The following is a 26,173-nucleotide window of genomic DNA, read 5'->3' as shown; positions in this document are numbered from 1 at the left end:
TTTCGGCATCGCGTACCCCTTAGATAGGGACCGCCAAAAGCATTTCAAGGCTTTTTTTTGAATTTTTTTTCAGACGCTTCAGGCAGCGTCCGAAGGCGGGTTATTGACCAGATGCCGGACCTTTTCACAGTCTGTTTCACGGCGCATGGCATTGAACAGCACCATGGCTTCAGGGTAGTTGCGGGTCAGCATCGCCAACCATTGCTTGAGCCGGCCCGGCGCCGAGCGCGGGGTCAACTGGGCTTCGGCCTGGGCCCAGAAATCGCGGATCATGGGCTGCAGGTCGGCCCAGGTCATTTCCACCACTTCTTCGCCGGCGCGGGCAGCGACGATCTGCGCGGCCAGGTCCGGGCGCGACACCAGACCGCGACCGAGCATGATGTCTTCGGCGCCACTGATTTCGCGGCAACGACGCCAGTCTTCAACCGACCAGATATCGCCATTGGCAAATACCGGCACCTTCACGGCTTCCTGCACCTGGGCGATGTACTCCCAGTGGGCTGGCGGCTTGTAGCCATCCATCTTGGTCCGCGCATGCACCACGATCTGGCTCGCACCGCCCTCAGCCAGAGCAATGGCGCACTCATTGGCGCTGTCCGGCGTATCGAAGCCCAGGCGCATCTTGGCCGTCACCGGGATATGCGCGGGCACCGTGCGGCGCACTTGCAGCAAGATCGCGTGCAGCAGTTCGGGCTCCTTGAGCAGGACCGCACCGCCACGCGACTTGTTCACCGTTTTGGCCGGGCAACCAAAATTGAGGTCAATGACCCCCGAGCCCAACTCGCAGGCCAGTGCCGCGTTGTCTGCCAGGCAGGCGGGGTCGGAACCCAGCAGTTGCACACGCAGCGGCACACCGGCGCGGGTTTTCGCGCCATGCTGGAGTTCAGGGGCGAATTTATGGAAGTAGGCTTCTGGTAATACCCGCTCGGTGACCCGAATAAATTCGGTCACACACCAGTCAATACCGCCGGTGCGGGTCAGGACATCACGCAGGATGTTGTCGACCAACCCCTCCATCGGCGCCAAAGCAATTTGCATGGGTGACTCTCATCAAAAACGTGCGGCAGTTTACGGGGTTCTGTGACCCAGGGGTACGAGCAAACGCTACGGATCAGACCGTCACGACAGCCGGGCAATAACCTTCCAGAAACTCGGGCGGCAGGCGCTTGGGCTTGCCGGTGGAGAGTTCGATGCAGACAAAGGTGGTTTGCGCACGCAACAGGGTCACGCCATCGCCGGGGCGCACGAGCTGAAAGTGACGGGTCATGCGCAGACGCTGGTCACAATCGACAATCCAGGTCGCCAGTTGCAGCTCATCGTCTTCATAGGCGCTGGCCAGATAGTCGATTTCATGCCGGGATACCGCCATGGCACGGTCGAGACGACGGTACTCGGTGAGGTCCAGCCCCAGACGCTGGGAATGGCGCCAGGCACAACGCTCCAGCCAGACAACATAAGCCGCGTTATTGGCATGGCCAAAACCGTCTATGTCTTCGGCCTGCACCTGCAGATCAATAATGAACGGTGCTGCCAAATCCCAACTCATGCCCTGCCCCCTGACACACAAATAAGGCGCGCAGTGTAACGCACCCGGCCGGTGCAATGGCATGGGTGGGCACAGACAGAGGGAAAAGGTCGCGGACTGGCCAAATTTCAGACAAACAAAAGGGTCATTCAATAATCGAATGACCCTTATAAATCCCGCAAAGCGGGTAATCGTGGCGTCCCCTAGGGGACTCGAACCCCTGTTACCGCCGTGAAAGGGCGGTGTCCTAGGCCACTAGACGAAGGGGACACAAACCCTTCTAACAGTGATCAGACCTTGGCCTGATCGATTCAACGTCAGTGTGGCCCGACGTTGAACTGTAAATTGGTGGAGCTAAACGGGATCGAACCGTTGACCTCCTGCATGCCATGCAGGCGCTCTCCCAGCTGAGCTATAGCCCCGATTTATCGCCTGGCGGCGGAGCATCACCGAAGTGCTGCTTCTGTAAAACTGGCGTCCCCTAGGGGACTCGAACCCCTGTTACCGCCGTGAAAGGGCGGTGTCCTAGGCCACTAGACGAAGGGGACACAAACCTTCTAACTGATCAGCGCTGAGTGCTGATCGATTCAATACCGGTGTGGCCAGGCATTGAACTGTAAATTTGGTGGAGCTAAACGGGATCGAACCGTTGACCTCCTGCATGCCATGCAGGCGCTCTCCCAGCTGAGCTATAGCCCCAAACAGTCACTGCAGCGTGTTGTTGCTGCTTGTTTCGTGTTGCTGTGTGGACGGGGCGCATATTAAGACCGGATCGGTATGCTGTCAAACATATTTTTAAAGTTTTTTAAAAAAATTTGCCGTGAGAACAACCACTTACCTTCCCTGCCCCGTAAATACTGGTCCAAACCCACCTAGAGGCTTTTATAGGAGCGGGCTTGCTCGCGATAGGAACGACGCGCTGTGCAAGGCAATACGTGTCGATACCATCGCGAGCAAGCCCGCTCCCACAGAAAAAAACCGCCTGCGATGATTAACTCATCGCGTTAAACAGCTTTTCCCACTCCTTGTTTTCTTTCTTCGACACGCCGCCCAGCAGATCCAGCGCCTGGCGCAGACGGAAGCGGGTCAGGTCCGGCCCCAGGATCTCCATCGCGTCCAGCACCGAGACCGAGCTGGCCTGCCCCGTGATCGAAGCAAACATCAGCGGCATGGCATCACGCAGCTTCAGCTCCAGGGATTCAACCACAGCCTGAATGCAGCCGGTGATGGCGTCTTTTTCCCACTGGCGCAAGCTCTCAAGCTTCCACAGAATCAATTGCATCAACTGACGCACTTGTTCGTTGGACAGTTTCTTGTGCTCAAACAGCTTGGCATCCAGCTGCAAGCCACCCGAGAAGAAGAACCCGGCCAATGGCGCGATCTGACTGAAGGTCTCAACGCGACCCTGCACCAGCGGGGCGATCTTCATCATGTACTCGGGGTTCAACGCCCACTGCTGCACGCGGCTGGCAAACTCTTCCAGCGGCAGGTCACGCAGCCATTGACCGTTCAACCAGGACAGCTTCTCGACGTCAAAGATCGGCCCGCCCAGGGACACCCGGCTCAGGTCAAAGTTATCGACCATTTCCTGCAGCGAGAACTTCTCGCGCTCGTCCGGCATCGACCAGCCCATGCGGCCCAGATAGTTGAGCATGGCTTCCGGCATGAAACCCATGCGCTCGTAGAACGTCACCGAGGTCGGGTTCTTGCGCTTGGACAGCTTGCTCTTGTCCGGGTTACGCAGCAGCGGCATGTAGCACAACTGCGGCTGTTCCCAGCCAAAGTATTCGTACAGCAGGATCAGCTTCGGAGCCGATGGCAGCCACTCTTCGCCACGCAGCACGTGGGTGATGCCCATCAGGTGATCGTCGACCACGTTGGCAAGGAAGTACGTCGGCAGGCCGTCGGTCTTCATCAGTACCTGCATGTCCATGCGATCCCACGGGATCTCGACATCACCGCGCAACAGATCCGGTACCACGCACACGCCTTCGGTCGGCACTTTCATGCGGATCACGTGCGGCTCGCCGGCAGCCAGACGGGCCGCCACTTCTTCTTCGGACAACAGCAGCGCACGACCGTCGTAGCGCGGGGTTTCGCCCTTGGCCATTTGCTCGGCACGCATCTGGTCCAGCTCCTCGCTCGTGCAGAAGCACGGGAAGGCATGCCCCATATCGATCAGTTGCTGGGTGTATTTCTTGTAGATCTCGCTGCGTTCGCTTTGACGGTACGGACCGTGAGGACCACCAACGTCCGGGCCTTCGCTCCAGGTGATACCCAGCCAGCGCAGGGCATCGTAGATCTGCTGCTCGGACTCGCGGGTCGAGCGCAACTGGTCGGTGTCTTCGATCCGCAGGATGAACTCGCCGCCATGCTGCTTGGCAAAGCAGTAGTTGAACAAAGCGATGTAAGCGGTGCCGACGTGGGGGTCGCCGGTAGGCGATGGCGCAATGCGCGTGCGAACGGTGGTCATGGGCGGTCTCGAAGTGGAGATAAAACAAAGGGCGAATGGTAACAGGCCGACACGGCTTGGCTCCAGCGCAGCAGGCCGACAAGGGCACATCCCCCGCCCCACGGCTGAATAACGCGCAAATAGAGCACCTGCAGCAAGTTCGATAAAAAGAAACCGCCCGGCAGAGATGCTAACCTCTGACCACGCTTAATCCCCTTGGCCGGAGTCCTCCATGGCCCATGTCGTACTGGTGTTGGTTGAAACGGTAAATGACTACTTGCCACTGCTTGAGCGCGAAGGTTTCGAGCTGATACTGGCACCCACACCGTCCAGCCGCGCCGAAGCCATTGCCGAGCATGGCGCACGGATCAACGCGGTGCTGACCCGTGGGCCGCTGGGTTTATATGCCGAAGAGATCGCCGACATGCCATCGCTGCAGATTATCTGCGTGATCGGTGCCGGTTATGAGCATGTGGACCTGCAGGCCGCCAGCAACCGCGGGGTCGTCGTCACCAATGGCGCCGGCGCCAATGCCTCATCGGTGGCCGACCACGCGATGGCGCTTCTACTGTCACTGGTACGCGGCATTCCCCAGGCCGATGCCGGCATTCGTCGCGGTGAATGGAACAAGCTGCGCCAACCTTCGCTGGCGGGCAAGCGCATGGGCATCCTCGGCCTGGGCGCAGTGGGCATGGCCATTGCCAAACGCGCAGCCAACGGGTTTGACATGAGCATCAGCTATCACACCCGCCAGCAACGTCACGACATGCACTACACCTACTGCAAAAACGTGATCGAACTGGCCAGTTCGGTAGATTTTCTGATCGTTGCCACACCCGGCGGCAGCGAGACCCGACACCTGGTCGATACAGCCGCGCTATATGCCCTGGGCCGCGACGGTTACCTGATCAACATCGCCCGGGCCAGCGTAGTCGACACCCAGGCCCTGATCGATGCCTTGGCCAAGGGCAAAATTGCCGGGGCCGGGCTCGATGTATTCGATGAAGAGCCACAAGTCCCCGACGCACTCAAATTGCTCGGCAATGTGGTGATGACCCCCCACATGGGCGGCCAATCACCGGAAGCCGCCCAGGGCACCGTACAAATGGTGGTCAACAACTTGCTCGCCTACTTTGCCGGGCAACCCGTATTGACCCCGGTACGTTTGCCCGAACCTCAATAAGCACGGAGTTTAAATTAAGCCCCCGACAGCTCGTTATACAAAACGACTCCTGTTTATTGAGGTGCTGTCATGTCCGCCGCCGCCACGCTGGTACACAACCTGCGCAAACGACTCAGCAAACCCACCGGTTACCGCCTGTTCGACATCCAGCTCAAGCGCCGCATTGCCCTGAGCCCTTCGCTGACCCGCCTGGTATTCAGCGGCGACGATGTGGCGCTGATGCGCACCCTGGCACCGGACCAGCGGGTCAAGGTGCTGTTCCCCGGCGCCAATGGCGCCGCCCCCAACCTGCCCAAACACGGCGACTGGCGAGCGGCCCTGCGTGACTTGAGCCCCGACCAGGCGCCTGCCATGCGCTCCTACACGATTCGCCACCTGCGCCCCGAAGCGGCCGAGCTGGACATCGACTTTGTGTTGCATGGCGAAACCGGCCCCGCTTCACGCTGGGCGATGCAGGCCAACATCGGCGACCGCCTGCAAATCAACGCCCCCAACGCCGCCTGCCCGGACGACCCCGGCGGCTATGAATGGCAACTGCCCCAGGGGGTGCGCAAAGTGCTGCTGATCGGCGACGAAACCGCACTGCCGGCCATTGCCGGCATCCTCGAACAGCTGGCCCTGCACCCGGACACACCTCAGGTGCAAGCCTTTATCGAAGTGCCCGAAGAGTCCGACTGCCAGCCTTTGCTCTGCGGCCCCAACACCAAAGTCCACTGGCTGCCCCGCGCCAGCCTGGGCACAGAGCATGGCGACGGCATGCTCCTGGCGGCCCGCGAACTGGCAAGCCTGCCGCCAATCCGTGTACAAACTGCAGATCACGCCGAACTGGAAGACCCCGATCTGGACAGCCAGCGACTATGGGACCGGGCCAGCGCCAAACAGAACGAGTTTTATGCCTGGGTGGCCGGGGAGTCAGCGGCGGTCATGGCCATCAGGCGGTTTTTCGTCAATGACTGCGGGCTGGACCGCAAGGGGCTGACCTTGATGGGGTACTGGAAGCTGGGTCGCTCGCTTGGCTAACAAAAACGACCGCACTGACAAGGTACAGAATGTGGGAGCGGGCTTGCTCGCGATGGCATCGACATGTTTTACCGGCTGAACCGCGCCGCCTGAATCGCGAGCAAGCCCGCTCCCACAGTGGATGTGCGCCAGACCAAGCGACACTGGTAATATTTTATTACAAATACAGCTTCGGGTTTTGCGCATCTCATCCGTCCTACATGGATAAGCAATCGCTTCTCAATGGCGATTACACACCCGCCCTGCTGCGAGTTTGCCGTTTCCCATGTCCAAAAAGTCCCGTTCCAAACTATGGTTTCTGGTGCACAGCTGGTTGACGCTGCCTGTCTGGTTCTTCGTGTTGATTGTCTGTGTGACCGGCACCCTGGCCGTGGTCAGCCAGGAGATCGTGTGGCTGGCCACTCCCGAAGCACGCGCCAGCCAACCGTCGGATGATGCGCCGCTGCTGACTTACGAGCAGGTATTGACCGCCATCCACAAGGCCGAACCGGCGCTGGCCGTGCAGTCGATCAGCCGCCCGGACGAGTCTCACTTTGCTCTGGTCGCCGACGTGGTGTACCCGGACGGCCGCTCGCCGTCGCTGTACATCAACCCATATACCGGGGCCATTCAGGGCGAGAGCCCGAACTTTAACTTCAAGGCCTTTACCCGCGCCCTGCACGGCTGGTGGCTCGTACCGTTTACCAATGGCTACAGCTGGGGCTGGTACCTGGTGTCATTCCTTGGCTTGCCGTTGCTGGCATCGCTGGTCACCGGGCTGGTGGTCTACAAGAAATTCTGGAAGGGCTTCTTCAAACCCAACCTGCGCTTCACCCACGGTGCGCGGATTTTCTGGGGCGACTTCCATCGCCTCTGCGGCATCTGGTCGATCTGGTTTATTGCGGTGATTTCCATCACCGGCCTGTGGTTCTTGATCCAGGCCTTTATGTTCGATAACCAGATTTCGATTTCGACCGCCGGCAACCCGCCCGTTGTGGCACGCCAGGATGTGCCGATCATGGCGGACGGCAAGCCCGCGCCACAGATCAGCCTCGATCAGGCAGTGAAGATTGCCGCCGAGAATATCCCGGGGCTGGAAGCCAGTTTTGTCAGCCTGCCAAGCAATGCCTACGGGCATATCGAAGTCGGCGGCCCGGGCTGGTACCCGCTGCTGTTCCAGACGGCAGATATCAACCCGTACAACGGCGCGGTTGAAGGCTCGCGCATGATCGCCGACCGCTCCGGGCTGGAGCTGGTGACCGAGTCGATGCGCCCGCTGCACACCGGCGACTTTGGCGGGCTGTGGGTCAAGCTGATCTGGTTCTTCTTCGGCCTGGTCCTCAGCATGATGGTCTTGAGCGGTCTGTTGATCTGGACCAAGCGCACCGCACTGGCCACCGCCAACGCCCTCAAGCGCAGCACAAAACCACCCCGAACCAGAACCGTCACGGCGCATAGCCCGCAGCCAGAAGAGGCCAATGTATGAGCAAGGCAGTGGCTGCACCGACCCCGTCCGCCCTGAGCCGGTTCTGGCATAAATGGCGGTTCCACATAAACATCCTGCTGCTGTTGGTGCCCCTGGGCTTTATGCCCAAGTACTTTGCCGACGCCTCGCTGTTTCGCGGCGACAGCGGCCTGGGCGAGCGCGACATCGGCACCGTGCAGGTCGGCCCCTGGAGCCTGCAACTGGCCGAGCTGCGCAACGAAGCCCCGCGCCCCGATGGCCCGGCCGGCTATATGAAGAGTTTTAACGCGGCCCTGTGCGAGACCTGCATCGATCAGGTCAAGGCCACCTACCTGCGTATCGGCAAGCCACGCAGCCTGCGGGCCGCCGGGGTGATTTTTTTCGGTACGCCGTACCGCATGGGCGCCACCTTGCCGGTCCCGGAACGCACCAAGGCCGACGCCGAGCTGTGGATCACCCTTGAAGGGTGGGACGGCTCCATGCACCAGGCCTCCATCCCCCTGAGTCAGGCTTCACCGGTAACGGTCGCCTGGCTGGCCCAACGAGGAGCCAAATAATGCCTTCGCGCCTGTTGAACAAACCTGCCCTGGCGGCGGGGTTTATTGCCTTGCTCGGTTTTTGCGGCCAGGCACTGGCCCATAACCCGATGTGTGAATGCAAGGCCGTCGAAAACGGGGAAATCCGTTGCACCGGTGGCTTTTCCGACGGCAGCGGTGCACCGGGCGTGACCCTGGATGTGATCGGCTACGACGAAACCATCCTTGTACCCGGCAAGCTGGGAGCCGATTCGACCCTGACCTTCAAGCGCCCGGACTCCGAGTTTTATGTGCTGTTCGACGCAGGCCCCGGGCATATCGTTGAAATCGACCAAGCCGATATCGAGGCCCCATGAGTACTCAAGTCGTGCGTCCCGCCGGGGCCGGGCATGAAACGCTGTACGTGTTGCTGCTGTGCCTGCTGATTCTGACCGTGGCCGGTTCCGTGGTTGCCTGGCGTCACGAGTCGCAGGAAGTGACCTCGGTGGCCGCCCATCAACTGGATGCGCGACGCGACCTGAGCGCCGCCGAACAAGGCATCTACGCCGACCTGCGAGTCACCCTGGACGAGATCCAGTTGCTGCGCGAAGAAGCCAGCGCCCTGCCCCAACCCGCGCAACTGGCCACTGAAGGCTTCGCGCCCTTTGCCAGCGATGCCAGCTCCGTCAGCCGGGGCAGCCATGTGTGGCAATTGCTGGGCGAGCAGGCCTACCTGGGCATCAGCCCCAACCCTGAGGTGGCGGGTTCGTTTTTGATGCGCATCAGCATCGAGCCGGATATCTGGCTGAACCGCAATCGGGACATAAAAGCCCCCACCGACTTCAGCGATGCCGCCTTGAACCAAAGCGGCTGGCAACAAGTGATCGCGCAATTCGATGCCGGGGTTACCCGCCAGCACCGTCACTGAACCCACCGCGTTACCTGAGAGAAGACTGCTCGCCATGTCGATTTCATCTGTATTGCGCCGCCGCACCTTGCTGCTGGCCGGCCTGTTTGCCCTTTGCCTTTCACCCATGGTCAGTGCCGACACCGCGCCTGCACCGCTGGCCAAGCCACTGCGCATCGGCATCACCCTGCACCCCTATTACAGCTACGTGGCCAATATCGTCGGCGACAAGGCCGAGGTGGTGCCGCTGATCCCGGCCGGTTTCAACCCCCACGCCTATGAGCCGCGTGCCGAAGACATCAAGCGCATCGGCACCCTGGATGTGATCGTGCTCAATGGCGTGGGTCATGATGACTTCGCCGACCGCATGATCGAGGCCAGCGAAAAACCCGCCATCCCGGTGATTGAAGCCAACCAGAACGTGCCCTTGCTGGCCGCCACCGGCAACGCGGCACGGGGTGCGGGCAAGGTGGTCAACCCGCATACCTTCCTGTCGATCAGTGCCTCGATTGCCCAGGTCAACAACATCGCCCGGGAACTGGGCAAGCTCGACCCGGCCAATGCCAGGACCTACACCGCCAATGCCCGTGCCTACGGCAAACGCCTGCGCCAGATGCGCGCCGATGCTCTGGCCAAACTGACCCGGGCACCCAACGCCGACCTGCGCGTGGCCACGGTGCACGCAGCGTACGACTACCTGCTGCGCGAATTCGGCTTGGAAGTCACCGCCGTGGTTGAACCGGCCCACGGCATCGAGCCCAGCCCCAGCCAGCTGAAGAAAACCATCGATCAACTGCGCGAACTGGATGTGAGGGTGATTTTCTCCGAGATGGATTTCCCGTCCACTTATGTCGAGACCATTCAGCGCGAGTCCGGGGTCAAGCTGTACCCGCTGTCGCATATTTCCTATGGCGACTACAGCGCCGACAAGTACGAAAAGGAAATGACCGGCAACCTCGATACCGTGGTCCGGGCGATCCAGGAGGCAGGGGCATGACCGCAGCCGAACGCTTGTCTGTACAGGCCTGCGGGCCCGGGATCGAGTTTGATCAGGTGTCGCTGACCCTGGGCCGGACCACGATTCTGGATCACGTCAGTTTCAGCATTGTGCCCGGCAGCGTGCATGCGCTGGTGGGGCCTAACGGCGGTGGCAAAAGCTCGCTGATCAAGACCTTGCTGGGGCAAATGCCCCACCAGGGCCGTCTGTGCCTGAACTGGCCGGGCGAACCGGGGCTGATCGGTTACGTGCCGCAAGCCCTGGAGTTCGACCGGGGCTTGCCCATGACCGTCGACGACTTTATGGCCGCCATGTGTCAACGCCGCCCGGCCTTTATGGGGTTGTCACCCAAGGTCGCCCCGGCCATAGGCGAAGCGCTGGAACGGGTCGGCATGCAAGACAAACGCAAGCGGCGCATGGGCGCGTTGTCCGGCGGTGAGCGCCAGCGCGTCTTGCTGGCTCAGGGCTTGATCCCCGCCCCGCAACTGCTGGTGCTGGATGAACCCATGTCGGCGCTGGACGAGGCCGGCGCACAGGTGTTTGAACGCTTGCTGGCGGACTGGCGCCAGGCCGGGGTCACGGTGGTATGGATCGAGCACGACCTGGCCGCGGTCAAGCGTCTGGCCGAGCGCGTCACCGGGCTTAACCGCCAGGTGCTGTTCGACGGCCCGCCCGGGCACACCCTCAGCCCGGAACGTTTGCTGACCCTGTTTTCAACCCATCCCAAGGCTCACGGGAGCGCCCGGTCATGAGTTATGAAGCGTTCCGCCTGATGGTTCAGGGCTGGGCCTCGGCGGGGTATTTGCCCGAAGTGCTGGCCTACGGTTTTGTGGTCAACGCCCTGCTCGCCGGTTTGCTGATCGGCCCGGTGCTGGGCGGGCTGGGTACGCTGGTGGTGGTCAAGCGTTTCGCGTTCTTCTCGGAAGCCGTGGGCCATGCGGCACTGACCGGCGTCGCCATCGGCATCCTGCTGGGCGAACCTTACACCGGGCCGTATGGCAGCCTGTTCGGTTACTGCCTGCTGTTCGGGATTTCACTCAATTACCTGCGCAACCGCACCGGCCTGGCGCCGGACACCCTGATCGGGGTGTTCCTCTCGGTGTCATTGGCCCTGGGGGCCAGCCTGCTGCTGATTCTGGCGGGCAAGATCAACGTGCACATTCTGGAGAACGTCCTGTTCGGCTCGGTGTTGACGGTCAACGGCAACGACTTGCTGGTGCTGGCGATTGTCGGCGCCATCGTTCTGGGCCTGAGCCTGCCCCTGTACAACCGCATCATGCTGGCCAGTTTCAACCCGCAACTGGCCGCCGTGCGCGGGGTGGCGGTGAAGTCGCTGGACTACCTGTTCGTGATTCTGGTGACGCTGATTACCGTCGCGGCGGTCAAGGTCATCGGTGCGATTCTGGTGGGTGCCCTGCTGGTGATTCCGGCGGCCGCAGCACGTCTGCTCAGCCAGTCGCTGAAGGGGTTTTTCTGGATTTCGGTGCTGATCGCCACCGTCAGCACCTTGTGCGGCATCCTGCTGCCCATCGTGTTTGACCTGCCGATCCCGTCCGGCGCCGCCATTATTCTAATGGCCGGTATCGCCTTCGCCCTCGCCGCCATCGCCCGAGGCGTGGTGCCCGGCCTGAAAGGGAATATTGGATAAATGATTACTCTGCGCAAACACTTACTGGCCCTGGCCATCACCGGGCTGCTCAGCACCCCGCTGCTGGCCGCCGACACGGCCACACAACCGGTACGCATCCTCGCCAGCCTGCCGATCACCTACGGGCTGGGCGAGTTGCTACTCAAAGACAGCAACGTGACCCTGGAGCGGGCCGCAGCGGCCAACCTGCCCGGCAGCCGGCAAAGTGCCTACTTCAGTGGTCGCGGCGCCCCGGCGCTGCACAAGCTCGCGACCCATGCCGATGCCGTGATCGGCCTGCGTTCGCTGTGGAGCGACGACCCGCTGTACCCGATGGCGCGGCGCAGCAATATCCGCATTGTTGAAGTGGACGCGGCGCGGCCGGTGGATGGCAGCCTGCCGGGCATTGCCGTGCAACCGGGTGCTCACGAGGATGGCCTGAACAGCCAGCCATGGCTGACCAGCAACAATATGGGGCGCATGGCGGATGTGATCGCAGCCGACCTGGTGCGTCTGGCACCTGCTGCCAAACCCCGGATCGAAGCCAACCTGGCGAACCTCAAACAGCGTTTGCTCAAGCTCAGCGCCGACAGCGAAGCACAGCTGGCCAAGGCTGACAATCTGACCGTGGCGACCTTGTCGGACCGGCTCGATTACCTGATTGGCGGGTTGAATCTGGAGCGGGTCGAGGTGGATCACAAGGGTGACGAAACCTGGACCCCCGAGTCGCTGCAAGCGTTGACCCAAACTCTGAAAGACAACGACGTGGCCCTGGTGCTGGATCATCGCCAGCCTGCGCCGGCGGTGAAGGCGGCGATTGCCGCGGGCGGCAGTGAGCTGGTGGTGGTGGCGGCAGACGGAGCCGACCCTGTGGCCGGGTTGCAGGACACTATCGACACCATCGTCAAGGTGTTGAGCCACGGTTGAACCTGGTCACCTGACGCGTTGCGACGATTTCAACGCGCCCGCCAATTCGTAGCCACTGGCGAAGGCTGCGTTTGGCGGCGCAGCCGTCGTAAAACAGGGGCCTGCAGTGTGGCAGACAAATCCCGGATTCAGGTTTTACGGGGGCAGCCTCACTCCTTCGGCAGCTGCTGCAGGCCTGGTATCACCCCGCCCCCTTCACCTGCTCATCAGCATGGTATGAGGAACGCACCAGCGGGCCCGACGCGACGTTTTTGAAACCCATGCGCTGGCCCTCCTGCGCAAACCAGGCGAAGGTATCCGGGTGCACGAAACGCTGTACCGGCAGGTGACTGCGAGAGGGTTGCAGATACTGCCCCAGGGTCAGCATGTCGACCTCATGCTCGCGCAGGCGCCGCATCACCTCGATCACTTCCTCGTCCGTCTCACCCAGACCGAGCATAAGCCCGGACTTGGTCGGTACATGGGGCACCCGGTGTTTGAAGTTCTGCAGCAGGTCCAGTGACCACTCGAAATCCGACCCCGGCCGCGCGGCCTTGTACAGCCGCGGCACCGTTTCCAGGTTGTGGTTGAACACATCGGGCGGCTCTTGCTCGGTGATCGCCAGCGCTACGTCCATGCGCCCGCGATAATCGGGCACCAGGGTTTCAAGCTGCACCCCCGGTGACAGCTTGCGAATCTCGCGCAGGCAGTCGACAAAGTGCCGGGCGCCGCCGTCACGCAAGTCGTCACGGTCCACCGAGGTGATCACCACGTACTTGAGGCGCAGGTCGGCGATGGCGATGGCCAGGTTTTTCGGTTCGTCCATATCCAGCGGCTTCGGGCGACCGTGCCCCACATCGCAGAACGGACACCGACGGGTACAGATATCGCCCATGATCATAAAAGTCGCGGTACCACCCGAGAAACACTCGCCCAGATTCGGGCAAGAGGCTTCTTCGCACACACTGTGCAGCTTGTGTTTGCGCAGCAGCGCCTTGACCCGGGCCACCTCGGGTGACGCGGATATAGGCACGCGAATCCAGTCAGGTTTGCGCGGTATCACTTCGGTGGGCAGGATTTTCACCGGAATACGGGCGACCTTCTCGGCTCCGCGCAATTTGACCCCGGCCTGCAACGGCTGCGGGCGGGTGGCGACAGACAGGTTTTCGCTCATGTGCTTGCTCCACTCTTTACGACTTCAACCAGATCAGACCGAATACACCGGGAACAAGGCGCACATTTCGCCAACCTGCCGGGCAACCCGGGCCTCAATGGCGGCATCCCCCGGATGGTCGAGGATGTCGCAGATCCAGGTTGCCAGCGCGCGGCACTCGGGGGTCTGCAAGCCACGGGTGGTCACAGCTGGCGTGCCGATGCGCAGGCCCGAGGTCACGAACGGCGACTGCGGGTCATTGGGCACAGCGTTTTTGTTGACGGTGATTCGCGCACGGCCCAGAGCCGCATCGGCGTCCTTGCCGGTAATGCCCTGGCGGATCAGGCTGACCAGAAACAGATGGTTGTCAGTACCGCCGGACACCACGTCATAGCCGCGTTGCGCGAACACTTGTGCCATCGCCTGGGCGTTTTTGATGACCTGGAACTGGTAGTCCTTGAAGCCGGGTTCCAACGCCTCCTTGAAGCACACAGCCTTGGCCGCGATCACGTGCATCAGCGGCCCGCCCTGCCCGCCCGGGAATACCGCCGAGTTGAGCTTTTTCTCCAGATCCGCATCAGCCCTGGCCAGGATCAGCCCGCCGCGCGGACCGCGCAGGGTCTTGTGGGTGGTGGTGGTGACCACATCGGCGTAAGGCAGCGGGTTGGGGTACAGGCCAACGGCAACCAGACCGGCGACGTGGGCCATGTCCACGAACAGGTAAGCCCCGACCTTGTCGGCAATGGCGCGAAAACGCGGAAAATCCAGGGTCTTGGAATAGGCCGAGAAACCGGCAACGATCATTTTTGGCCGGTGCTCCAGCGCCAGCCGTTCAACCTCGTCATAGTCGATCAGGCCATTGCCATCGATGCCGTATTGCACGGCGTTGTACAGCTTGCCCGAGGAGCTGACCTTGGCACCGTGGGTCAGGTGACCGCCGTGGGCCAGGCTCATGCCCAGGATAGTGTCGCCCGCTTGCAGCAACGCCAGATACACCGCCGAGTTGGCCTGCGAGCCCGAGTGTGGCTGGACGTTGGCATAACCGGCGCCGAACAGCGCCTTGGCGCGGTCGATTGCCAGTTGCTCGACCACATCGACATATTCGCAGCCGCCGTAATAGCGTTTGCCCGGATAGCCTTCGGCGTACTTGTTGGTCAGTACGGTGCCCTGGGCCTGCATCACTTGAGGGCTGGTGTAGTTCTCCGAAGCGATGAGCTCGATATGGTCTTCCTGGCGTTGTGCTTCGCGGGTAATTGCGTCGAACAGAGCAGGGTCGAAATCGGACAGGGTCAGGCTTCTATGGAACATGGTGTTTTCCTTTTTATTAGAGGTTCACGCTTGCAGCATGGCCGGGTGGTCAGGCGTTTTCGGCCACAAGGGCGTCGTAGGCTTGCTGGTCCAGCAGGTCGTTGAAGGCTGATACGCTTTCGATGCGAATACGGAAAAACCAGCCCTCGCCCATGGGCGAGGTATTGACCAGCGACGGGTCATCAGCCAGCGCTTCGTTCACCGCGACGATCTCACCGTTCAGCGGCATGGCGATATTACTGGCGGCCTTGACGGACTCCAGCACGGCAACCTCATGACCTTCACTGAACGCCCCCGTATCGGGCAACTGCACAAACACCACATCGCCCAACGCCTGCTGCGCAAAATCAGTAATCCCGACGGTCAATTCGCCGGACGCTTCCAGACGCAGCCATTCATGTTCAGGAGTAAAACGCAGAGTGCTCATGGACTTTTCTCTTGTTATAGATGTGTCCTGGTGCAGGACGGACAGGCCACCGCAGGTACGGTGCAACTGACTGAACAAGAGCAAGGGTGGTGCCAAGTTGTAAAAACACCTTTAAATCAATGTCTTAACTTAAACTTCAGGGGTTTCGACCAGGTCGTCGGAGCGATATCGCTCCGCATGTGGCGGGGTTATTCGGGGGCAGGTCCTGCAAGGGCGGGGCCTGGGCATGACCGGAGCGAAACCGCTCCGGTGGAGCATTTTCAAACCACCTGAATGTTCCCTGTAGATACTCTGTTCCCGGTCAAGCACTGGCGAAGTGTTTCTCGCTAAACGGCTTGGCCGGATCAAAGGCGTCCGGGGCGGCAGGCCGGTCTGTTTGGCGGCGAGGTCTGCGAGGCTCGCACATCTCATCTGTGGGAGCGGGCTTGCTCGCGATGCAAGCGGCGCGGTATTTGAGTTGAATCGCGCCGATGCCATCGCGAGCAAGCCCGCTCCCACAAGGGGTTGTGCAGTTTCAAGCCTTTGCCTTTGCCTTTGCTGTAGCCAGGGGAATGTACGAACAACGCGAATGCCCCCATTCCAGTTGGGCGTGTGTGGCGGATATGTACTTGGTGTTGCAGTTATTCATCCCGAGTACATATCCGTTCGATGCGCCACGGCGTTTTACGGGTTTCGCCCTTACGGCGAGGCACTTTTTCCAAACGCCGAAAAAGTACCCAAAAAGGCTTGCCCCGGCGTACGGCCCTCGCTGCGCTCAGGTGTCCCGAAGGGGCGGGCAGATCAAAAGCAATGCCCGCCGAGGCGGCCGACCGGCCGGCCTGTTTGCCGGCGAGGTCTGCGAGACTCGCTCATCTCCTCTGTGGGAGCGGGCTTGCTCGCGATGCAAGCGGCGCGGTATTTGAGTTGAATCGCGCCGATGCCATCGCGAGCAAGCCCGCTCCCACATGGGGTTGTGCAGTTTCAAGCCTTAACCTTTGCTTTTGCTGTAGCCACGGGATTAATCAAGCGACACGAACGCCCCTCACAGGAGGCTGAACGCAGGTGCTGTTATGGGGGTGGCGCGGCAGGACGCCGCGCCAGCCGCGATGGGCCATGGATGGCCCGTCGCGGCGTGCCCCCATAGCAGTGCCGGAGTGAAGGCACCGGGGGAGCCTGGGCGACCTCGGCCGTATGGTAGGGCAAGGACTTTTTGGTTCCTTTTGGGTCCTTCCAAAAGGGACTCGCTGTAAGAGCGAAACCTGTATTTCAGTTGGACGCTGATAACGGATATGTACCCGGTGTTGCAGTTATTCATCCCGGGTACATATCCGTTCGATGCGCCACGGCGTTCTACGGGTTCCGCCCTTACGGCGGCTCACTTTTGTCAAACAGCCACAAAAGTAAGCAAAAAGGCCTTGCCCCGGCGTACGGCCTTCGCTGCGCTCAGGTGTCCCTCGCTCCGGTCCCGCTCCGTGGGCACGCCGTGACGGGCCATCCTTGGCCCAGCACGGCTCTCCCGGCATCCATGCCGGAAGACCCACTGCGCAGAACCTCCACTCGGCCTCCCGAAGGGGCAGGTAGATCAAGAGCAGATCAAAAACCAAAGCAAAGCAAAGCAAAGCAAAGCAATAGATTGCGCGATGCACAAACCCTGTAGTCGCTGAGGAGCGCAGCGACTACAGATCCATGGGCCCACCGCTTACCGCGAGGCTATCCCGTACTTGCGCAGCCGCTGTCCGATGGCGGTGTGTGAGGTTTGCAAGCGCAGGGCCAGTTGGCGGGTAGACGGATAGGTCACGTAGAAGTGTTCCAGCAGGGTCTTCTCGAAGCCCTGCATCGCCGCTTCCAGGCTGACGACCTCTTCGGGATCGGCCTTGTTGCTGGTCAATTCAGTACCGGCCAGTTCCAGCCCGTCGCAATCAATCACGTCGCCCTCGCTGGTGGCCGCAGCGCGGAAGATGACGTTTTGCAATTGGCGCACATTGCCCGCCCAGCGATTGCCCAGCAGCAGCGGATGGGTCGCGGCGGCGAGCCGGCAGGGTGGTCGGTGGATCTGCTCGCAGGCCTGACGCAGGAAGTGCTCGGCCAGCAGCAGGATGTCCATGCCGCGCTCCCGTAGCGGCGGTACCAGGAGGTTGAGGACGTTGAGGCGGTAGTAGAGATCCTCGCGGAAAGTGCCCTCCCTCACCATGCGCTCCAGATCACGGTGGGTTGCGCAGAGCACTCGTACATTGACCTGCACTTCGCGCTCGCCACCAATGCGCCGAAAGCAGCCGTCGCTCAAAAACCGCAGCAGCTTGGCCTGCAGGTACGGTGACATCTCCCCCACTTCATCGAGAAACACGGTGCCACGGTCGGCCAGCTCCAGCAGCCCCGGCTTGCCGCCACGCTGGGCACCGGTGAAGGCCCCGGCGGCGTAGCCGAACAGCTCGCTCTCGGCCAGGCTCTCGGGCAGCGCCGCACAGTTGAGCGCCAGAAACGACGCATCGCGCCGGGCACTCAGCGCATGGCAGGCGTGGGCCACCAGCTCCTTGCCGGTACCGGTTTCACCCTGGATCAACAGCGGCGCATCCAGGCTTGCCACTTTGTGCAGGCGCGACTTGAGCTCTTCGAGCACCGCTGATTTGCCCAGCAATGCCTCCAGCCCTTCGGCCGGGTCGCGGAGCAAGGACGCCAGCCGCTCGCCGATACGGCTCGGCGGGTACAGGGTCAGCAGACCGCCCACCAGCACATCTGCCCCGCCGCTGATGGGCGTGGCATCGAGGAGTAAATCTTGGCCCTTGAAGTTCACTTCGCACATCGGCAGACGAAAGCCCTTATCGATCAGGGTGCGGGCCAGATCCGGTGCGGCGAACAGTTTCGACAGCGGCTCCCCTGTGGGGTCGCGCCCGTAAAGATCCGCCAGTTTGGGGTTGGCCAGCAGTACACAGCCGTCGGGGTCCACGGCCAGCACAGGGTCGCTCATGGCCGCGAGCAAGGCCTCAAGCTGCAGGCGCCGACGCTGGCCCGGAAGGATCGCGACCAGCTCCACGGCCCGCACGCCTTTTACCAGGAGCAGTGCATGGTTGAGTTCATCCAGAACCGCTTGGGACAAGGTGGGCGCGTCGATGTAGACGTTCGGCGGGCTCATTTCCACCGCATCCAGGTTGAGGTTACGTGCGCCCAGCAGCATCAGGATTTCCTGTGTGATGCCGACGCGGTCCTTGAAGGTGACGTGAATTCGCATGACCAATCGCTCCCTGATAGCAAACAACGAGGGGGGCGGCACGTTATGTGCCGCCCCCCTTGGCAGTACCCATGTCGTGAAAGCGGCAATCAGTCTGGCTGGCAGGCCAGGCTCGCTACTTCCTGCTTGTTGCGCAGGACCGAGCGGTAGCCCAGAGCCAGCAGCACAAACCAGACCGGCACCAGATACAGCGCCTGACGGGTATCGGTTTCCAGCGCCAGCAATGCCAGGATGAACACGAAGAAGGTCAGGCAGACCCAGACCATCACCTTGCCACCGGGCATTTTGTACTTCGAGGCACGGTGCAGGTGATCGCGTTTTTTGCGATACGCCAGATAGGACAGCAGGATCATCGTCCAGACAAACATGAACAGCGTGGCCGAGACCGTGGTGATCAGGGTGAACGCCTCCATCAGGTTCGGCACCACATAGATCACCAGTGCCCCCGCCAGCAGGCAAATACAGGAGAAGATCAGGCCGTTGGAGGGTACTGAGCGCCGGGACAGGTTCTTGAACTTGCTCGGGGCATCGCCATCCATCGCCAGACCGAACAGCATGCGGCTGGTGGAGAACACGCCGCTGTTGGCCGAAGACGCCGCAGAAGTCAGCACCACGAAGTTGATGATGCCTGCAGCAGCCGGCAGACCGGCGAGCATGAAGAGTTCAACGAAGGGGCTCTTGTTGGCCACCACATCGCGCCATGGGGTAACCGCCAGGATCGCAATCAACGCGAACACGTAGAACATGATGATGCGCAGCGGAATCGAGTTGATCGCCCGCGGCAGGTTGCGCTCCGGGTTTTTGGTTTCGGCTGCGGTGGTACCCACCAGTTCGATGCCCACAAAGGCAAACACGGCAATCTGGAAACCGGCGAAGAAACCCATCACGCCGTGGGGGAACATGCCGCCGTCATTCCACAGGTTGGCCAGGGATGCGGAGTTGCCGGTCGGTGACTGGAACGCCGTGGTCACCATATACAGCCCGGTGCAGACCAGCGCACAAATGGCCACGATCTTGATCATGGCAAACCAGAACTCCAGCTCGCCGAACATTTTCACGGTGATCAGGTTCAGCGACAGCAGCAGCGCGACGCAGCCGATTGCCGGCAACCACAGCGGAATGTCCGGGAACCAGAAGTGCGTATAGCCGGAGATGGCAATAACGTCGGCGATGCCGGTCACGATCCAGCAAAACCAGTAAGTCCAGCCGGTAAAGTAACCGGCCATGGGGCCCAGCAGATCGGCCGCGAAATCGATGAACGACTTGTACTTGAGGTTCGACAGCAGCAGCTCGCCCATGGCGCGCATCACGAAGAACAGCATGAAACCGATGATCATGTAGACAAAAATGATCGAGGGGCCTGCGAGGCTGATGGTCTTGCCCGAGCCCATGAACAGGCCGGTACCGATGGCACCGCCAATGGCTATCAACTGGATATGACGATTGGACAGGCTGCGCTGCAGTTCTGGTTCTTCTGTGGCAGGTCGGTGATTTTGCATGAATCATCCTCTTATTGTTCTTGTACAGGGTCTTCACACCGGACAAACATCATGTTTATTCGATGCGGACAAAAGGACATGAGCACGTTCTGTGCCAGCCTCGTACAAGCGGTCAAGGGGGCCGTGTATGCGCCGTGGAGTCTGTTTACCTGGAATGGAATCACTCCACAAAATGCCGCCTGTGGGTGGTTCGCAAGAGCGCGGGTACTGTAAACCAAGGTCCAACTGAAGTTGTAACGAAATCAGTCCATTGGAGCGCATTCGCACCGCTGCCGATGCGATGCTGCTCCCATGGATCAGGCGTCGATACCTTTCAACGGCATGCGCAGCTCAACCCGCAAGCCATCGGGCTGACTGTCGAAGACCAGCTCACAGCGACACCGCTCGACAATCGCCTGCACGATCGCCAGGCCCAGGCCGCAGCCGTTGCTGTTGCCGTTGCGCCAGAAGCGCTGGGTCATGTGTTGCAGGGTTTCAGGCGGGATGCCGGGGCCATGGTCACGCACCACATACCGCACCTGGGGGCCGTCGATGACAACCGACAGTTCCACCTGGGTGCCGGGTGGTGTATGGCGCAAGGCGTTGTCCAGCAAGTTGCGCAGCGCGGCAATGGCCAGCACCGAAGGGACTTCAAGCGCGGTGTCCGGCAAGTCGTCAGGCAGGTGCAGACGGATGCGCTCGCCATCGCCCCCGGTCGCATCGTGGATCGCCAGCCGCGCCACTTGCCCTGCCGAACAATTGACCCCGTCGTCAAATGACAGGCTGCCCTCCACCCGCGCCAGCAGCAGCAATTGCTCAAGGGTGCGGTGCAAGCGGTCGGCTCCGGCTTCGGCATGGGCCAGCGACTGTTCGCGGGCCTCGCCGTCGGTCATGCGCGCTACTTGCAGGTGGGTTTTGATCGCGGTCAGCGGGCTGCGCAGTTCATGGGCAGCATCGCCGGTCAGGCGCCGCTCGCGCTCGATGGCTTTGGCGATACGCGCAAACAGCTGGTTCTGCGAGTCGAGCAGCGGCTTGAGTTCGCTGGGCAAGGGCGAGATTTGCAGCGGCTGCAGTGAGTCGGCGTCACGCCGCATCAGGGCATCGCGCATCCGGTTGAGCGGCGCCAGGCCCTGGCCGATCCCCAGCCACAGCAGCAGCAGGCAGACCATCAGCGCCATGCCCACCGGCACCGATGCCGCCAGCAGTACAGACAGGTTCAGTGCCTCGCGCTCCACCTGCCGGTCAGCGGTGGTGATGCGCACGTCGCCGCGATCCAGGGTAAAGGTGCGCCAGGTGGCCCCGTCGATGGTCTGGTCATGAAAACCCGCCGCCTGGGATTGCATCGGCTGATCGGGATTGTTGTGGCTGCGTGCCAGGACCTCGCCGCGCAGCGAACTGACCTGGCAGGCCATGCCACCAGGGATAGTCAGCTGTTCGGCGCTGAAGTGGGTGCCCTCGCCTTTCACCGGCAATTGCGGCAATTGCTCCAGCAACCCGGCCACCATGCGCGCCGAGGCGACCAGCCGCTGATCGAGGGAAAACATCATTTGCTGACGCAAGTCGCTGAGCATCCAGGCCGCGGCCAATGCCCAGACCAGGACAAATGCCGAGCCAATGGTCAGGCTCAGACGCAGGCGCATGCTCATCATGTGCCGGACCCGGCACCATCGGCCGTGCCCAGGCGATAGCCCAGGCCCCGCACGGTTTCAACGATGCCGTTGCCCAATTTGCGCCGCAGGTGGTGGATATGCACGTTCAGGGCGTTGCTCTCCAGTTCGTCACCGAAGCCATAGATGCTGTCCTTGAGTTGCTCACTGGACAGCACCCGCCCCCGGTTGTGCAGCAAGGCCTGCAGCAGTGCCTGTTCACGGCGGGACAAGTCCACCGGCTGGCCTGCAAGCAAGGTCACGCGGCTGCTGGGGTCGTAACTCAGGGGGCCGTGTTCGATCAGGTTGACGCTGCGCCCCGCTACCCGGCGCAGCAAGGTGTGCAGGCGGGCGGCCAGTTCGCGCAGGTCAAAGGGCTTGAGCAGGTAATCATCGGCACCGGCTTGCAGGCCGTCTACCCGGTCGGTGACAGAATCGCGGGCGGTAAGGATCAGCACCGGCAACTCCAGCCCTTGCTGACGCAACTGTTGCAGCAGCTTGAGGCCGTCTTCGTCGGGCAGGCCCAGGTCGAGCACCATGACATCGAACTCGGCAGCTTTCAGCATGGCCCGCGCCGCAGCCGCCGTGCTGACGTGTTCAACCGTCAGGCCCTGGGCCGTCAGCCCGGCCTTGATGCCGCTGGCGATCAGTTCGTCGTCTTCGCAAACCAGTACGTGCATGCTGATACCCGCGTAAATGAGCCGATTAAAAGGCGATGGGATTAAGGGCCGATTATGCCGTGAACCGATTGATGTGGATCGGTTAATGATCGGTTAATCGCAGGATCACACTGTAGCGTCACTTGAACTTGCCCAAGGCTTAACTCATGCGTTTGCTGCTGTCCTTGTTATTGATGTGTCTGGTGGGCGTGACCCAGGCCCAGACCGCGAACAATCCTTTCTCACAGCCCGACTTTCTGCCGGTCAACAAGGCCTTTGCATTCAGTGCCGAACCCTTGCCCTCAGGCGAAACCCGTCTGCAGTGGAAAATAGCCGACACGTACTATCTGTATCAAAAGCGTTTCAAGTTCGACGGGCTGGAGGCCGCGCATACCCCTGAGCTGCCTCAGGGGCTGGAACACAGCGATGAGTTTTTTGGCGCAACCCAGGTCTATCGCGACCGCGTTGAGCTGCTGATCCCGGCAGGCGCCAGCGGTCAGGTCAAGGTCAGCTGGCAAGGCTGCGCCGATGCCGGGCTGTGCTACCCGCCACAAAGCCAGACCGTTGACCTGGGTGGCACGCAACCGGTTGCAGCCCAGGGCCAGGCACAGGACCAGTCGCTGGCTGCCAGCTTGCAACAGCGCTCCCTGGGCTGGAGTTTGCTGCTGTTCTTCGGCCTGGGCCTGCTGCTGGCCTTTACCCCTTGCTCGCTGCCGATGCTGCCGATTCTGGCCGGGCTGGTGGTAGGCAGCGGTGCCACGACCGGACGCGGGTTTGCCGTGGCCGGCAGCTATGTGGTCAGCATGGCGCTGGTGTATGCCGGGCTGGGCGTGCTGGCAGCCCTGCTGGGCGCCAACTTGCAGGCACTGCTGCAACAACCCTGGCTGCTGGGCAGCTTTGCCGCGCTGTTCGTGGTGTTGTCGCTGCCGATGTTCGGCTTTTTCGAACTGCAACTGCCCGCGGCCCTGCGTGACCGTCTGGAAACCGCCGGGCGTGGGCGCAAAGGCGGCAGCCTGGTGGGCGCAGGCATTCTTGGCGCGCTGTCCGGCTTGCTGGTTGGGCCGTGCATGACCGCGCCGCTGGCCGGTGCCTTGCTGTATATCGCGCAAAGCGGCAACGCGGTTGAAGGCGGCCTGGTGCTGTTTGTGATGGGCGTCGGGATCGGCGTGCCGCTGTTGTTGCTGGTCACCGTGGGCAGTCGCTTCCTGCCTAAACCCGGTGCCTGGATGAACCTGATGAAAGGCCTGTTCGGTTTCCTGTTCCTGGGCACCGCACTGCTGCTGGTACGGCCTGTACTCGACGAGTCCTTGTGGGTCGGCCTGTGGGGCGTACTGCTGATCATTTTCGCCAGCAGCCTCTGGCAACAGGCGCAGGCATTCCTGCGCGCCAAAACCCTGTTCAGCCCCCTGAGCCTGCTGGCAGGTCTGTGGGGCAGCCTGTTGCTGGTGGGTGCAGCCGGCGGCGGCACCGAGCTGTGGCAACCGCTGCAGGTGTACACCGCCAAGACCGTGGCGGGCAGCACCGCAAACACCGCCCATGATGCGTTCATCACCATCAAGGACCCCGCCGCCCTGGACCGTGAACTGGCCAGCGCCAAGGCGGATGGGCAATGGGTATTGCTCGACTACTACGCCGACTGGTGCGTGTCATGCAAGGTCATGGAGAAACAGGTCTTTGGCCAACCGCAGGTGATGGAAGCCTTGCAGGGCGTGCGCCTGTTGCGTCTTGACGTGACCGCCGATAATGTCGCCAGCCGCGAGCTGCTCGGCCGCTATCAAGTACCCGGCCCGCCCAGCTTTGCCTGGATCGGTCCCGACGGGGTTGAGCGTCGCGGACAACGCATCACTGGCGAAGTCAACGCCCAGACCTTTTTGAATCACTGGAACGCCACTCGGGAAACCCTCTAAATGCTCACCCTGACCATCGGTTCGTTTGCGCTGGCCATCAATCACCTGCTGCTGATCCTGGCCCTTGCCCTGGCAACACTGGTGGGTTGGCGCGTGGCCAAACGCGGTGGTGAAAACCCCGAGTCAGTGCTGTTCAGCCTGTTCTTGCTGGGTTTGCTGACGGCACGCGTCGGCTTCGTCATCAGCTACTGGCGCTACTTCAAGGAAGACCCGCTGCAAATGCTCGACTTGCGTGACGGCGGCTTTTTGCTGTGGCCGGGGCTGGTGGCCGTGGTGGTGGGTGCGTTGATCTGGGGCTGGCGCCGCAGCGGGTTGCGTCGCCCTTTGGGCTGGGGCCTTGGCAGCGGGCTGGCGTTCTGGCTGCTGGCCAGTTTCTCGTCCAGCCTTTACGAACAGGGCACGCGCCTGCCGGAGATGGTGATGCGCAACGCCCATGGTGAATCGGTAGAGTTGAGCAGTTATCAGGGCGGCCCTCTGGTGATCAACCTGTGGGCCACCTGGTGCCCGCCGTGCCGGCGCGAAATGCCGGTGCTGCAGAACGCGCAGAACCAGCATCAGGACGTGACCTTCCTGTTCGTCAACCAGGGCGAAAGCATGCAGAGCGTCAGCACCTTCCTTGAAACACAGGGTCTGAACCTCAGTAACGTGCTGTTCGACAGCGGCGGCCAACTGGCACAAAAAGTCGGCTCGATGGCCCTGCCGACTACCCTGTTCTACAGCGCTGAAGGCCGCCTGCTGGGCAGCCATCTGGGCGAACTGTCACAAGCCAGCCTGGCCCGGGCCATGGAACCTTTCGAACAGAACAATTCAATGTCGGCCCAACAGGCCGACCCTGCAAGGAATCAGCAAAAATGCTTAACCGCAAACTGTTAACCCTGAGCATGACCACACTGCTGGGCGCCTCGCTCCTGCAGTCGCCTGTGTTGCAGGCTGAAGAACTGCCGCCAGCCATCAAGAAGATTGAAGCCAAGGGCGCAAAAATCGTTGGCAGTTTTGATGCGCCGGGGGATTTGCGCGGGTTCGCAGCCCAGTACCAGAACCGTGGCATGGCGCTGTACCTGACCAAGGACGGCAATGTGCTGGTGGGCAACCTGTATGACGCCGACGGCAAGGACCTGAGCCTGGCACCGCTGCAAAAGCTGGTGTACGAACCCATGGCCAAGCAAGTCTGGACCAACATGGAAAAGAGCAACTGGATCGCCGACGGCAAGGCGGATGCACCCCGCATCGTTTACCTGTTCAGCGACCCGAACTGCCCGTACTGCAACATGTTCTGGGAGCAGGCACGCCCTTGGGTCGACTCGGGCAAGGTGCAATTGCGTCATATCATGGTGGGCATTATCCGCGAAGACAGCCCGGCCAAATCCGGCGCCCTGCTGGCCGCCAAAGACCCGCAGCAAGCCCTGCACGAGCATGAGAAGGCCGGCAAGGCCAGCAAGCTCAAGCCCCTGGAAAAAATCCCGGCTGACGTGCAGGCCAAGCTCGATGCGAACGCACAGCTGATGGAAGAACTGGATGTCGCCGCGACCCCGGCGATTTTCTATCTGGACGCACAGGGCAACCTGCAACAGCAACAGGGTGCGCCGTCACCGGACAAACTGGTGCAGATTCTGGGGCCCAAGTAAGTGCCGCAGGCTGCGATCATCAGATCGCAGCCTGCAATCGTTCTGCCTTCCCTTCTTCAGCCCGCGCAACAACGAGCCCGCACGCCCGCCAGGTGCGCGTGTGAGGCATGTCTCAGTCCGCCCCGAGAACGGGTATTAATTCTGTTTCTCAATTGACAATCATTATCATTAAGCCTAGTTTGTGACCAG

At 61.5% G+C, this 26,173-nt stretch carries 23 protein-coding genes and 4 tRNA genes; 13 read left to right on the top strand and 14 right to left on the bottom strand.

The window, feature by feature from the left end:
• Positions 1–78 precede the first annotated feature (78 nt).
• The 7 genes from ACZRMS_RS04370 to gltX form a co-directional block, all read right to left on the bottom strand.
• Entirely contained in the window at positions 79–1,038 is a 960-nt protein-coding gene (locus ACZRMS_RS04370) for a tRNA dihydrouridine synthase (protein WP_463994284.1), read from the bottom strand.
• A 73-nt stretch (positions 1,039–1,111) separates the two neighbouring features.
• Positions 1,112–1,546, bottom strand: a complete 435-nt coding sequence (locus tag ACZRMS_RS04365; protein ID WP_463994283.1) for an acyl-CoA thioesterase — start codon at positions 1,544–1,546, stop codon at positions 1,112–1,114.
• A gap of 173 nt (positions 1,547–1,719) precedes the next feature.
• Positions 1,720–1,795, bottom strand: a tRNA-Glu gene (locus ACZRMS_RS04360).
• 76 nt (positions 1,796–1,871) lie between these two features.
• Positions 1,872–1,947: transfer RNA gene (locus ACZRMS_RS04355), tRNA-Ala, on the bottom strand.
• Positions 1,948–1,997: 50 nt separating this feature from the next.
• Positions 1,998–2,073: transfer RNA gene (locus ACZRMS_RS04350), tRNA-Glu, on the bottom strand.
• 75 nt (positions 2,074–2,148) lie between these two features.
• Positions 2,149–2,224, bottom strand: a tRNA-Ala gene (locus ACZRMS_RS04345).
• A gap of 292 nt (positions 2,225–2,516) precedes the next feature.
• Positions 2,517–3,998 (bottom strand): glutamate--tRNA ligase, encoded by a 1,482-nt coding sequence (gene gltX / locus ACZRMS_RS04340; RefSeq protein ID WP_463994282.1) that lies wholly within the window; start codon positions 3,996–3,998, stop codon positions 2,517–2,519.
• 211 nt (positions 3,999–4,209) lie between these two features.
• Here gltX and ACZRMS_RS04335 point away from each other — a divergent pair, with 211 nt between their 5' ends.
• The 10 genes from ACZRMS_RS04335 to ACZRMS_RS04290 all read left to right on the top strand — a co-directional run bounded on the left by ACZRMS_RS04335 (position 4,210) and on the right by ACZRMS_RS04290 (position 12,597).
• Entirely contained in the window at positions 4,210–5,160 is a 951-nt protein-coding gene (locus tag ACZRMS_RS04335; protein WP_463994281.1) for a 2-hydroxyacid dehydrogenase, read from the top strand.
• Between the two features lie 69 nt (positions 5,161–5,229).
• Positions 5,230–6,180, top strand: a complete 951-nt coding sequence (locus ACZRMS_RS04330; RefSeq protein ID WP_463994280.1) for a siderophore-interacting protein — start codon at positions 5,230–5,232, stop codon at positions 6,178–6,180.
• A gap of 265 nt (positions 6,181–6,445) precedes the next feature.
• Positions 6,446–7,645, top strand: coding sequence for a PepSY-associated TM helix domain-containing protein (locus ACZRMS_RS04325; protein WP_463994279.1), 1,200 nt, complete (start codon positions 6,446–6,448; stop codon positions 7,643–7,645).
• Positions 7,642–8,181 (top strand): thiamine pyrophosphate-binding protein, encoded by a 540-nt coding sequence (locus ACZRMS_RS04320; RefSeq protein ID WP_463994278.1) that lies wholly within the window; start codon positions 7,642–7,644, stop codon positions 8,179–8,181. Before ACZRMS_RS04325 ends, ACZRMS_RS04320 begins: the two co-directional genes overlap by 4 nt.
• Complete coding sequence (locus ACZRMS_RS04315; RefSeq protein WP_463994277.1) at positions 8,181–8,516, top strand: hypothetical protein; 336 nt, start codon at positions 8,181–8,183, stop codon at positions 8,514–8,516. Before ACZRMS_RS04320 ends, ACZRMS_RS04315 begins: the two co-directional genes overlap by 1 nt.
• On the top strand, positions 8,513–9,067 hold the full coding sequence (locus tag ACZRMS_RS04310) for a DUF6162 family protein (protein WP_463994276.1): 555 nt from the start codon (positions 8,513–8,515) through the stop codon (positions 9,065–9,067). Before ACZRMS_RS04315 ends, ACZRMS_RS04310 begins: the two co-directional genes overlap by 4 nt.
• A gap of 34 nt (positions 9,068–9,101) precedes the next feature.
• The gene (locus ACZRMS_RS04305; RefSeq protein WP_463994275.1) at positions 9,102–10,043 is read left to right on the top strand and encodes a metal ABC transporter substrate-binding protein; all 942 of its coding nucleotides are present in this window, start codon (positions 9,102–9,104) and stop codon (positions 10,041–10,043) included.
• Positions 10,040–10,795: a metal ABC transporter ATP-binding protein gene (locus ACZRMS_RS04300; RefSeq protein WP_463994274.1), complete on the top strand. Its 756-nt coding sequence runs from the start codon at positions 10,040–10,042 to the stop codon at positions 10,793–10,795. The genes ACZRMS_RS04305 and ACZRMS_RS04300 overlap by 4 nt, the downstream gene beginning before the upstream one ends.
• Positions 10,792–11,691, top strand: coding sequence for a metal ABC transporter permease (locus ACZRMS_RS04295; protein ID WP_463994273.1), 900 nt, complete (start codon positions 10,792–10,794; stop codon positions 11,689–11,691). The genes ACZRMS_RS04300 and ACZRMS_RS04295 overlap by 4 nt, the downstream gene beginning before the upstream one ends.
• Positions 11,692–12,597: a metal ABC transporter solute-binding protein, Zn/Mn family gene (locus tag ACZRMS_RS04290; RefSeq protein WP_463994272.1), complete on the top strand. Its 906-nt coding sequence runs from the start codon at positions 11,692–11,694 to the stop codon at positions 12,595–12,597. It begins immediately after the preceding gene.
• A gap of 181 nt (positions 12,598–12,778) precedes the next feature.
• On the opposite strand, the gene lipA is transcribed toward ACZRMS_RS04290, so the two are convergent.
• From lipA to ACZRMS_RS04255, 7 genes are all read right to left on the bottom strand, one after another.
• A complete protein-coding gene (lipA, locus tag ACZRMS_RS04285; RefSeq protein ID WP_463994271.1) occupies positions 12,779–13,750 on the bottom strand; it encodes a lipoyl synthase in 972 nt (323 codons plus the stop codon).
• A 33-nt stretch (positions 13,751–13,783) separates the two neighbouring features.
• Positions 13,784–15,037, bottom strand: coding sequence for a serine hydroxymethyltransferase (glyA, locus tag ACZRMS_RS04280; RefSeq protein WP_463994270.1), 1,254 nt, complete (start codon positions 15,035–15,037; stop codon positions 13,784–13,786).
• A gap of 49 nt (positions 15,038–15,086) precedes the next feature.
• Entirely contained in the window at positions 15,087–15,464 is a 378-nt protein-coding gene (gene gcvH, locus ACZRMS_RS04275; RefSeq protein ID WP_463994269.1) for a glycine cleavage system protein GcvH, read from the bottom strand.
• A 1,678-nt stretch (positions 15,465–17,142) separates the two neighbouring features.
• On the bottom strand, positions 17,143–18,669 hold the full coding sequence (locus tag ACZRMS_RS04270; protein ID WP_463994268.1) for a sigma 54-interacting transcriptional regulator: 1,527 nt from the start codon (positions 18,667–18,669) through the stop codon (positions 17,143–17,145).
• An 89-nt stretch (positions 18,670–18,758) separates the two neighbouring features.
• Positions 18,759–20,168, bottom strand: coding sequence for a D-serine/D-alanine/glycine transporter (cycA, locus tag ACZRMS_RS04265; RefSeq protein WP_463994267.1), 1,410 nt, complete (start codon positions 20,166–20,168; stop codon positions 18,759–18,761).
• Positions 20,169–20,464: 296 nt separating this feature from the next.
• On the bottom strand, positions 20,465–21,796 hold the full coding sequence (locus ACZRMS_RS04260) for an ATP-binding protein (RefSeq protein WP_463994266.1): 1,332 nt from the start codon (positions 21,794–21,796) through the stop codon (positions 20,465–20,467).
• Positions 21,793–22,473, bottom strand: coding sequence for a response regulator (locus tag ACZRMS_RS04255; RefSeq protein ID WP_463994265.1), 681 nt, complete (start codon positions 22,471–22,473; stop codon positions 21,793–21,795). The genes ACZRMS_RS04260 and ACZRMS_RS04255 overlap by 4 nt, the downstream gene beginning before the upstream one ends.
• A gap of 146 nt (positions 22,474–22,619) precedes the next feature.
• Here ACZRMS_RS04255 and dsbD point away from each other — a divergent pair, with 146 nt between their 5' ends.
• The 3 genes from dsbD to dsbG are packed head-to-tail and all read left to right on the top strand — an operon-like array spanning position 22,620 to position 25,984.
• Positions 22,620–24,359 (top strand): protein-disulfide reductase DsbD, encoded by a 1,740-nt coding sequence (gene dsbD, locus ACZRMS_RS04250; RefSeq protein WP_463994264.1) that lies wholly within the window; start codon positions 22,620–22,622, stop codon positions 24,357–24,359.
• The gene (locus tag ACZRMS_RS04245; RefSeq protein WP_463994263.1) at positions 24,360–25,232 is read left to right on the top strand and encodes a TlpA family protein disulfide reductase; all 873 of its coding nucleotides are present in this window, start codon (positions 24,360–24,362) and stop codon (positions 25,230–25,232) included.
• A complete protein-coding gene (dsbG, locus tag ACZRMS_RS04240) occupies positions 25,211–25,984 on the top strand; it encodes a thiol:disulfide interchange protein DsbG (RefSeq protein WP_463994262.1) in 774 nt (257 codons plus the stop codon). Before ACZRMS_RS04245 ends, dsbG begins: the two co-directional genes overlap by 22 nt.
• Positions 25,985–26,173: the final 189 nt, after the last annotated feature.

This window comes from Pseudomonas sp. B424 (assembly GCF_055408345.1).
This window is presented reverse-complemented; position numbering and strand designations above follow the sequence as displayed.

Bases quoted from the DNA above. Each gene is read 5' to 3' on its own strand.
- ACZRMS_RS04370 (WP_463994284.1), bottom strand. From the start codon at position 1,038: ATGCAAATTGCTTTGGCGCCGATGGAGGGGTTGGTCGACAACATCCTG.
- dsbD (WP_463994264.1), top strand. From the start codon at position 22,620: ATGCGTTTGCTGCTGTCCTTGTTATTGATGTGTCTGGTGGGCGTGACC.
- cycA (WP_463994267.1), bottom strand. From the start codon at position 20,168: ATGCAAAATCACCGACCTGCCACAGAAGAACCAGAACTGCAGCGCAGC.
- ACZRMS_RS04295 (WP_463994273.1), top strand. From the start codon at position 10,792: ATGAGTTATGAAGCGTTCCGCCTGATGGTTCAGGGCTGGGCCTCGGCG.
- ACZRMS_RS04255 (WP_463994265.1), bottom strand. From the start codon at position 22,473: ATGCACGTACTGGTTTGCGAAGACGACGAACTGATCGCCAGCGGCATC.
- ACZRMS_RS04300 (WP_463994274.1), top strand. From the start codon at position 10,040: ATGACCGCAGCCGAACGCTTGTCTGTACAGGCCTGCGGGCCCGGGATC.
- ACZRMS_RS04315 (WP_463994277.1), top strand. From the start codon at position 8,181: ATGCCTTCGCGCCTGTTGAACAAACCTGCCCTGGCGGCGGGGTTTATT.
- ACZRMS_RS04310 (WP_463994276.1), top strand. From the start codon at position 8,513: ATGAGTACTCAAGTCGTGCGTCCCGCCGGGGCCGGGCATGAAACGCTG.
- ACZRMS_RS04270 (WP_463994268.1), bottom strand. From the start codon at position 18,669: ATGCGAATTCACGTCACCTTCAAGGACCGCGTCGGCATCACACAGGAA.
- ACZRMS_RS04305 (WP_463994275.1), top strand. From the start codon at position 9,102: ATGTCGATTTCATCTGTATTGCGCCGCCGCACCTTGCTGCTGGCCGGC.
- dsbG (WP_463994262.1), top strand. From the start codon at position 25,211: ATGCTTAACCGCAAACTGTTAACCCTGAGCATGACCACACTGCTGGGC.
- ACZRMS_RS04245 (WP_463994263.1), top strand. From the start codon at position 24,360: ATGCTCACCCTGACCATCGGTTCGTTTGCGCTGGCCATCAATCACCTG.
- gcvH (WP_463994269.1), bottom strand. From the start codon at position 15,464: ATGAGCACTCTGCGTTTTACTCCTGAACATGAATGGCTGCGTCTGGAA.
- glyA (WP_463994270.1), bottom strand. From the start codon at position 15,037: ATGTTCCATAGAAGCCTGACCCTGTCCGATTTCGACCCTGCTCTGTTC.
- ACZRMS_RS04335 (WP_463994281.1), top strand. From the start codon at position 4,210: ATGGCCCATGTCGTACTGGTGTTGGTTGAAACGGTAAATGACTACTTG.
- ACZRMS_RS04260 (WP_463994266.1), bottom strand. From the start codon at position 21,796: ATGATGAGCATGCGCCTGCGTCTGAGCCTGACCATTGGCTCGGCATTT.
- gltX (WP_463994282.1), bottom strand. From the start codon at position 3,998: ATGACCACCGTTCGCACGCGCATTGCGCCATCGCCTACCGGCGACCCC.
- ACZRMS_RS04365 (WP_463994283.1), bottom strand. From the start codon at position 1,546: ATGAGTTGGGATTTGGCAGCACCGTTCATTATTGATCTGCAGGTGCAG.
- ACZRMS_RS04325 (WP_463994279.1), top strand. From the start codon at position 6,446: ATGTCCAAAAAGTCCCGTTCCAAACTATGGTTTCTGGTGCACAGCTGG.
- ACZRMS_RS04290 (WP_463994272.1), top strand. From the start codon at position 11,692: ATGATTACTCTGCGCAAACACTTACTGGCCCTGGCCATCACCGGGCTG.
- ACZRMS_RS04320 (WP_463994278.1), top strand. From the start codon at position 7,642: ATGAGCAAGGCAGTGGCTGCACCGACCCCGTCCGCCCTGAGCCGGTTC.
- ACZRMS_RS04330 (WP_463994280.1), top strand. From the start codon at position 5,230: ATGTCCGCCGCCGCCACGCTGGTACACAACCTGCGCAAACGACTCAGC.
- lipA (WP_463994271.1), bottom strand. From the start codon at position 13,750: ATGAGCGAAAACCTGTCTGTCGCCACCCGCCCGCAGCCGTTGCAGGCC.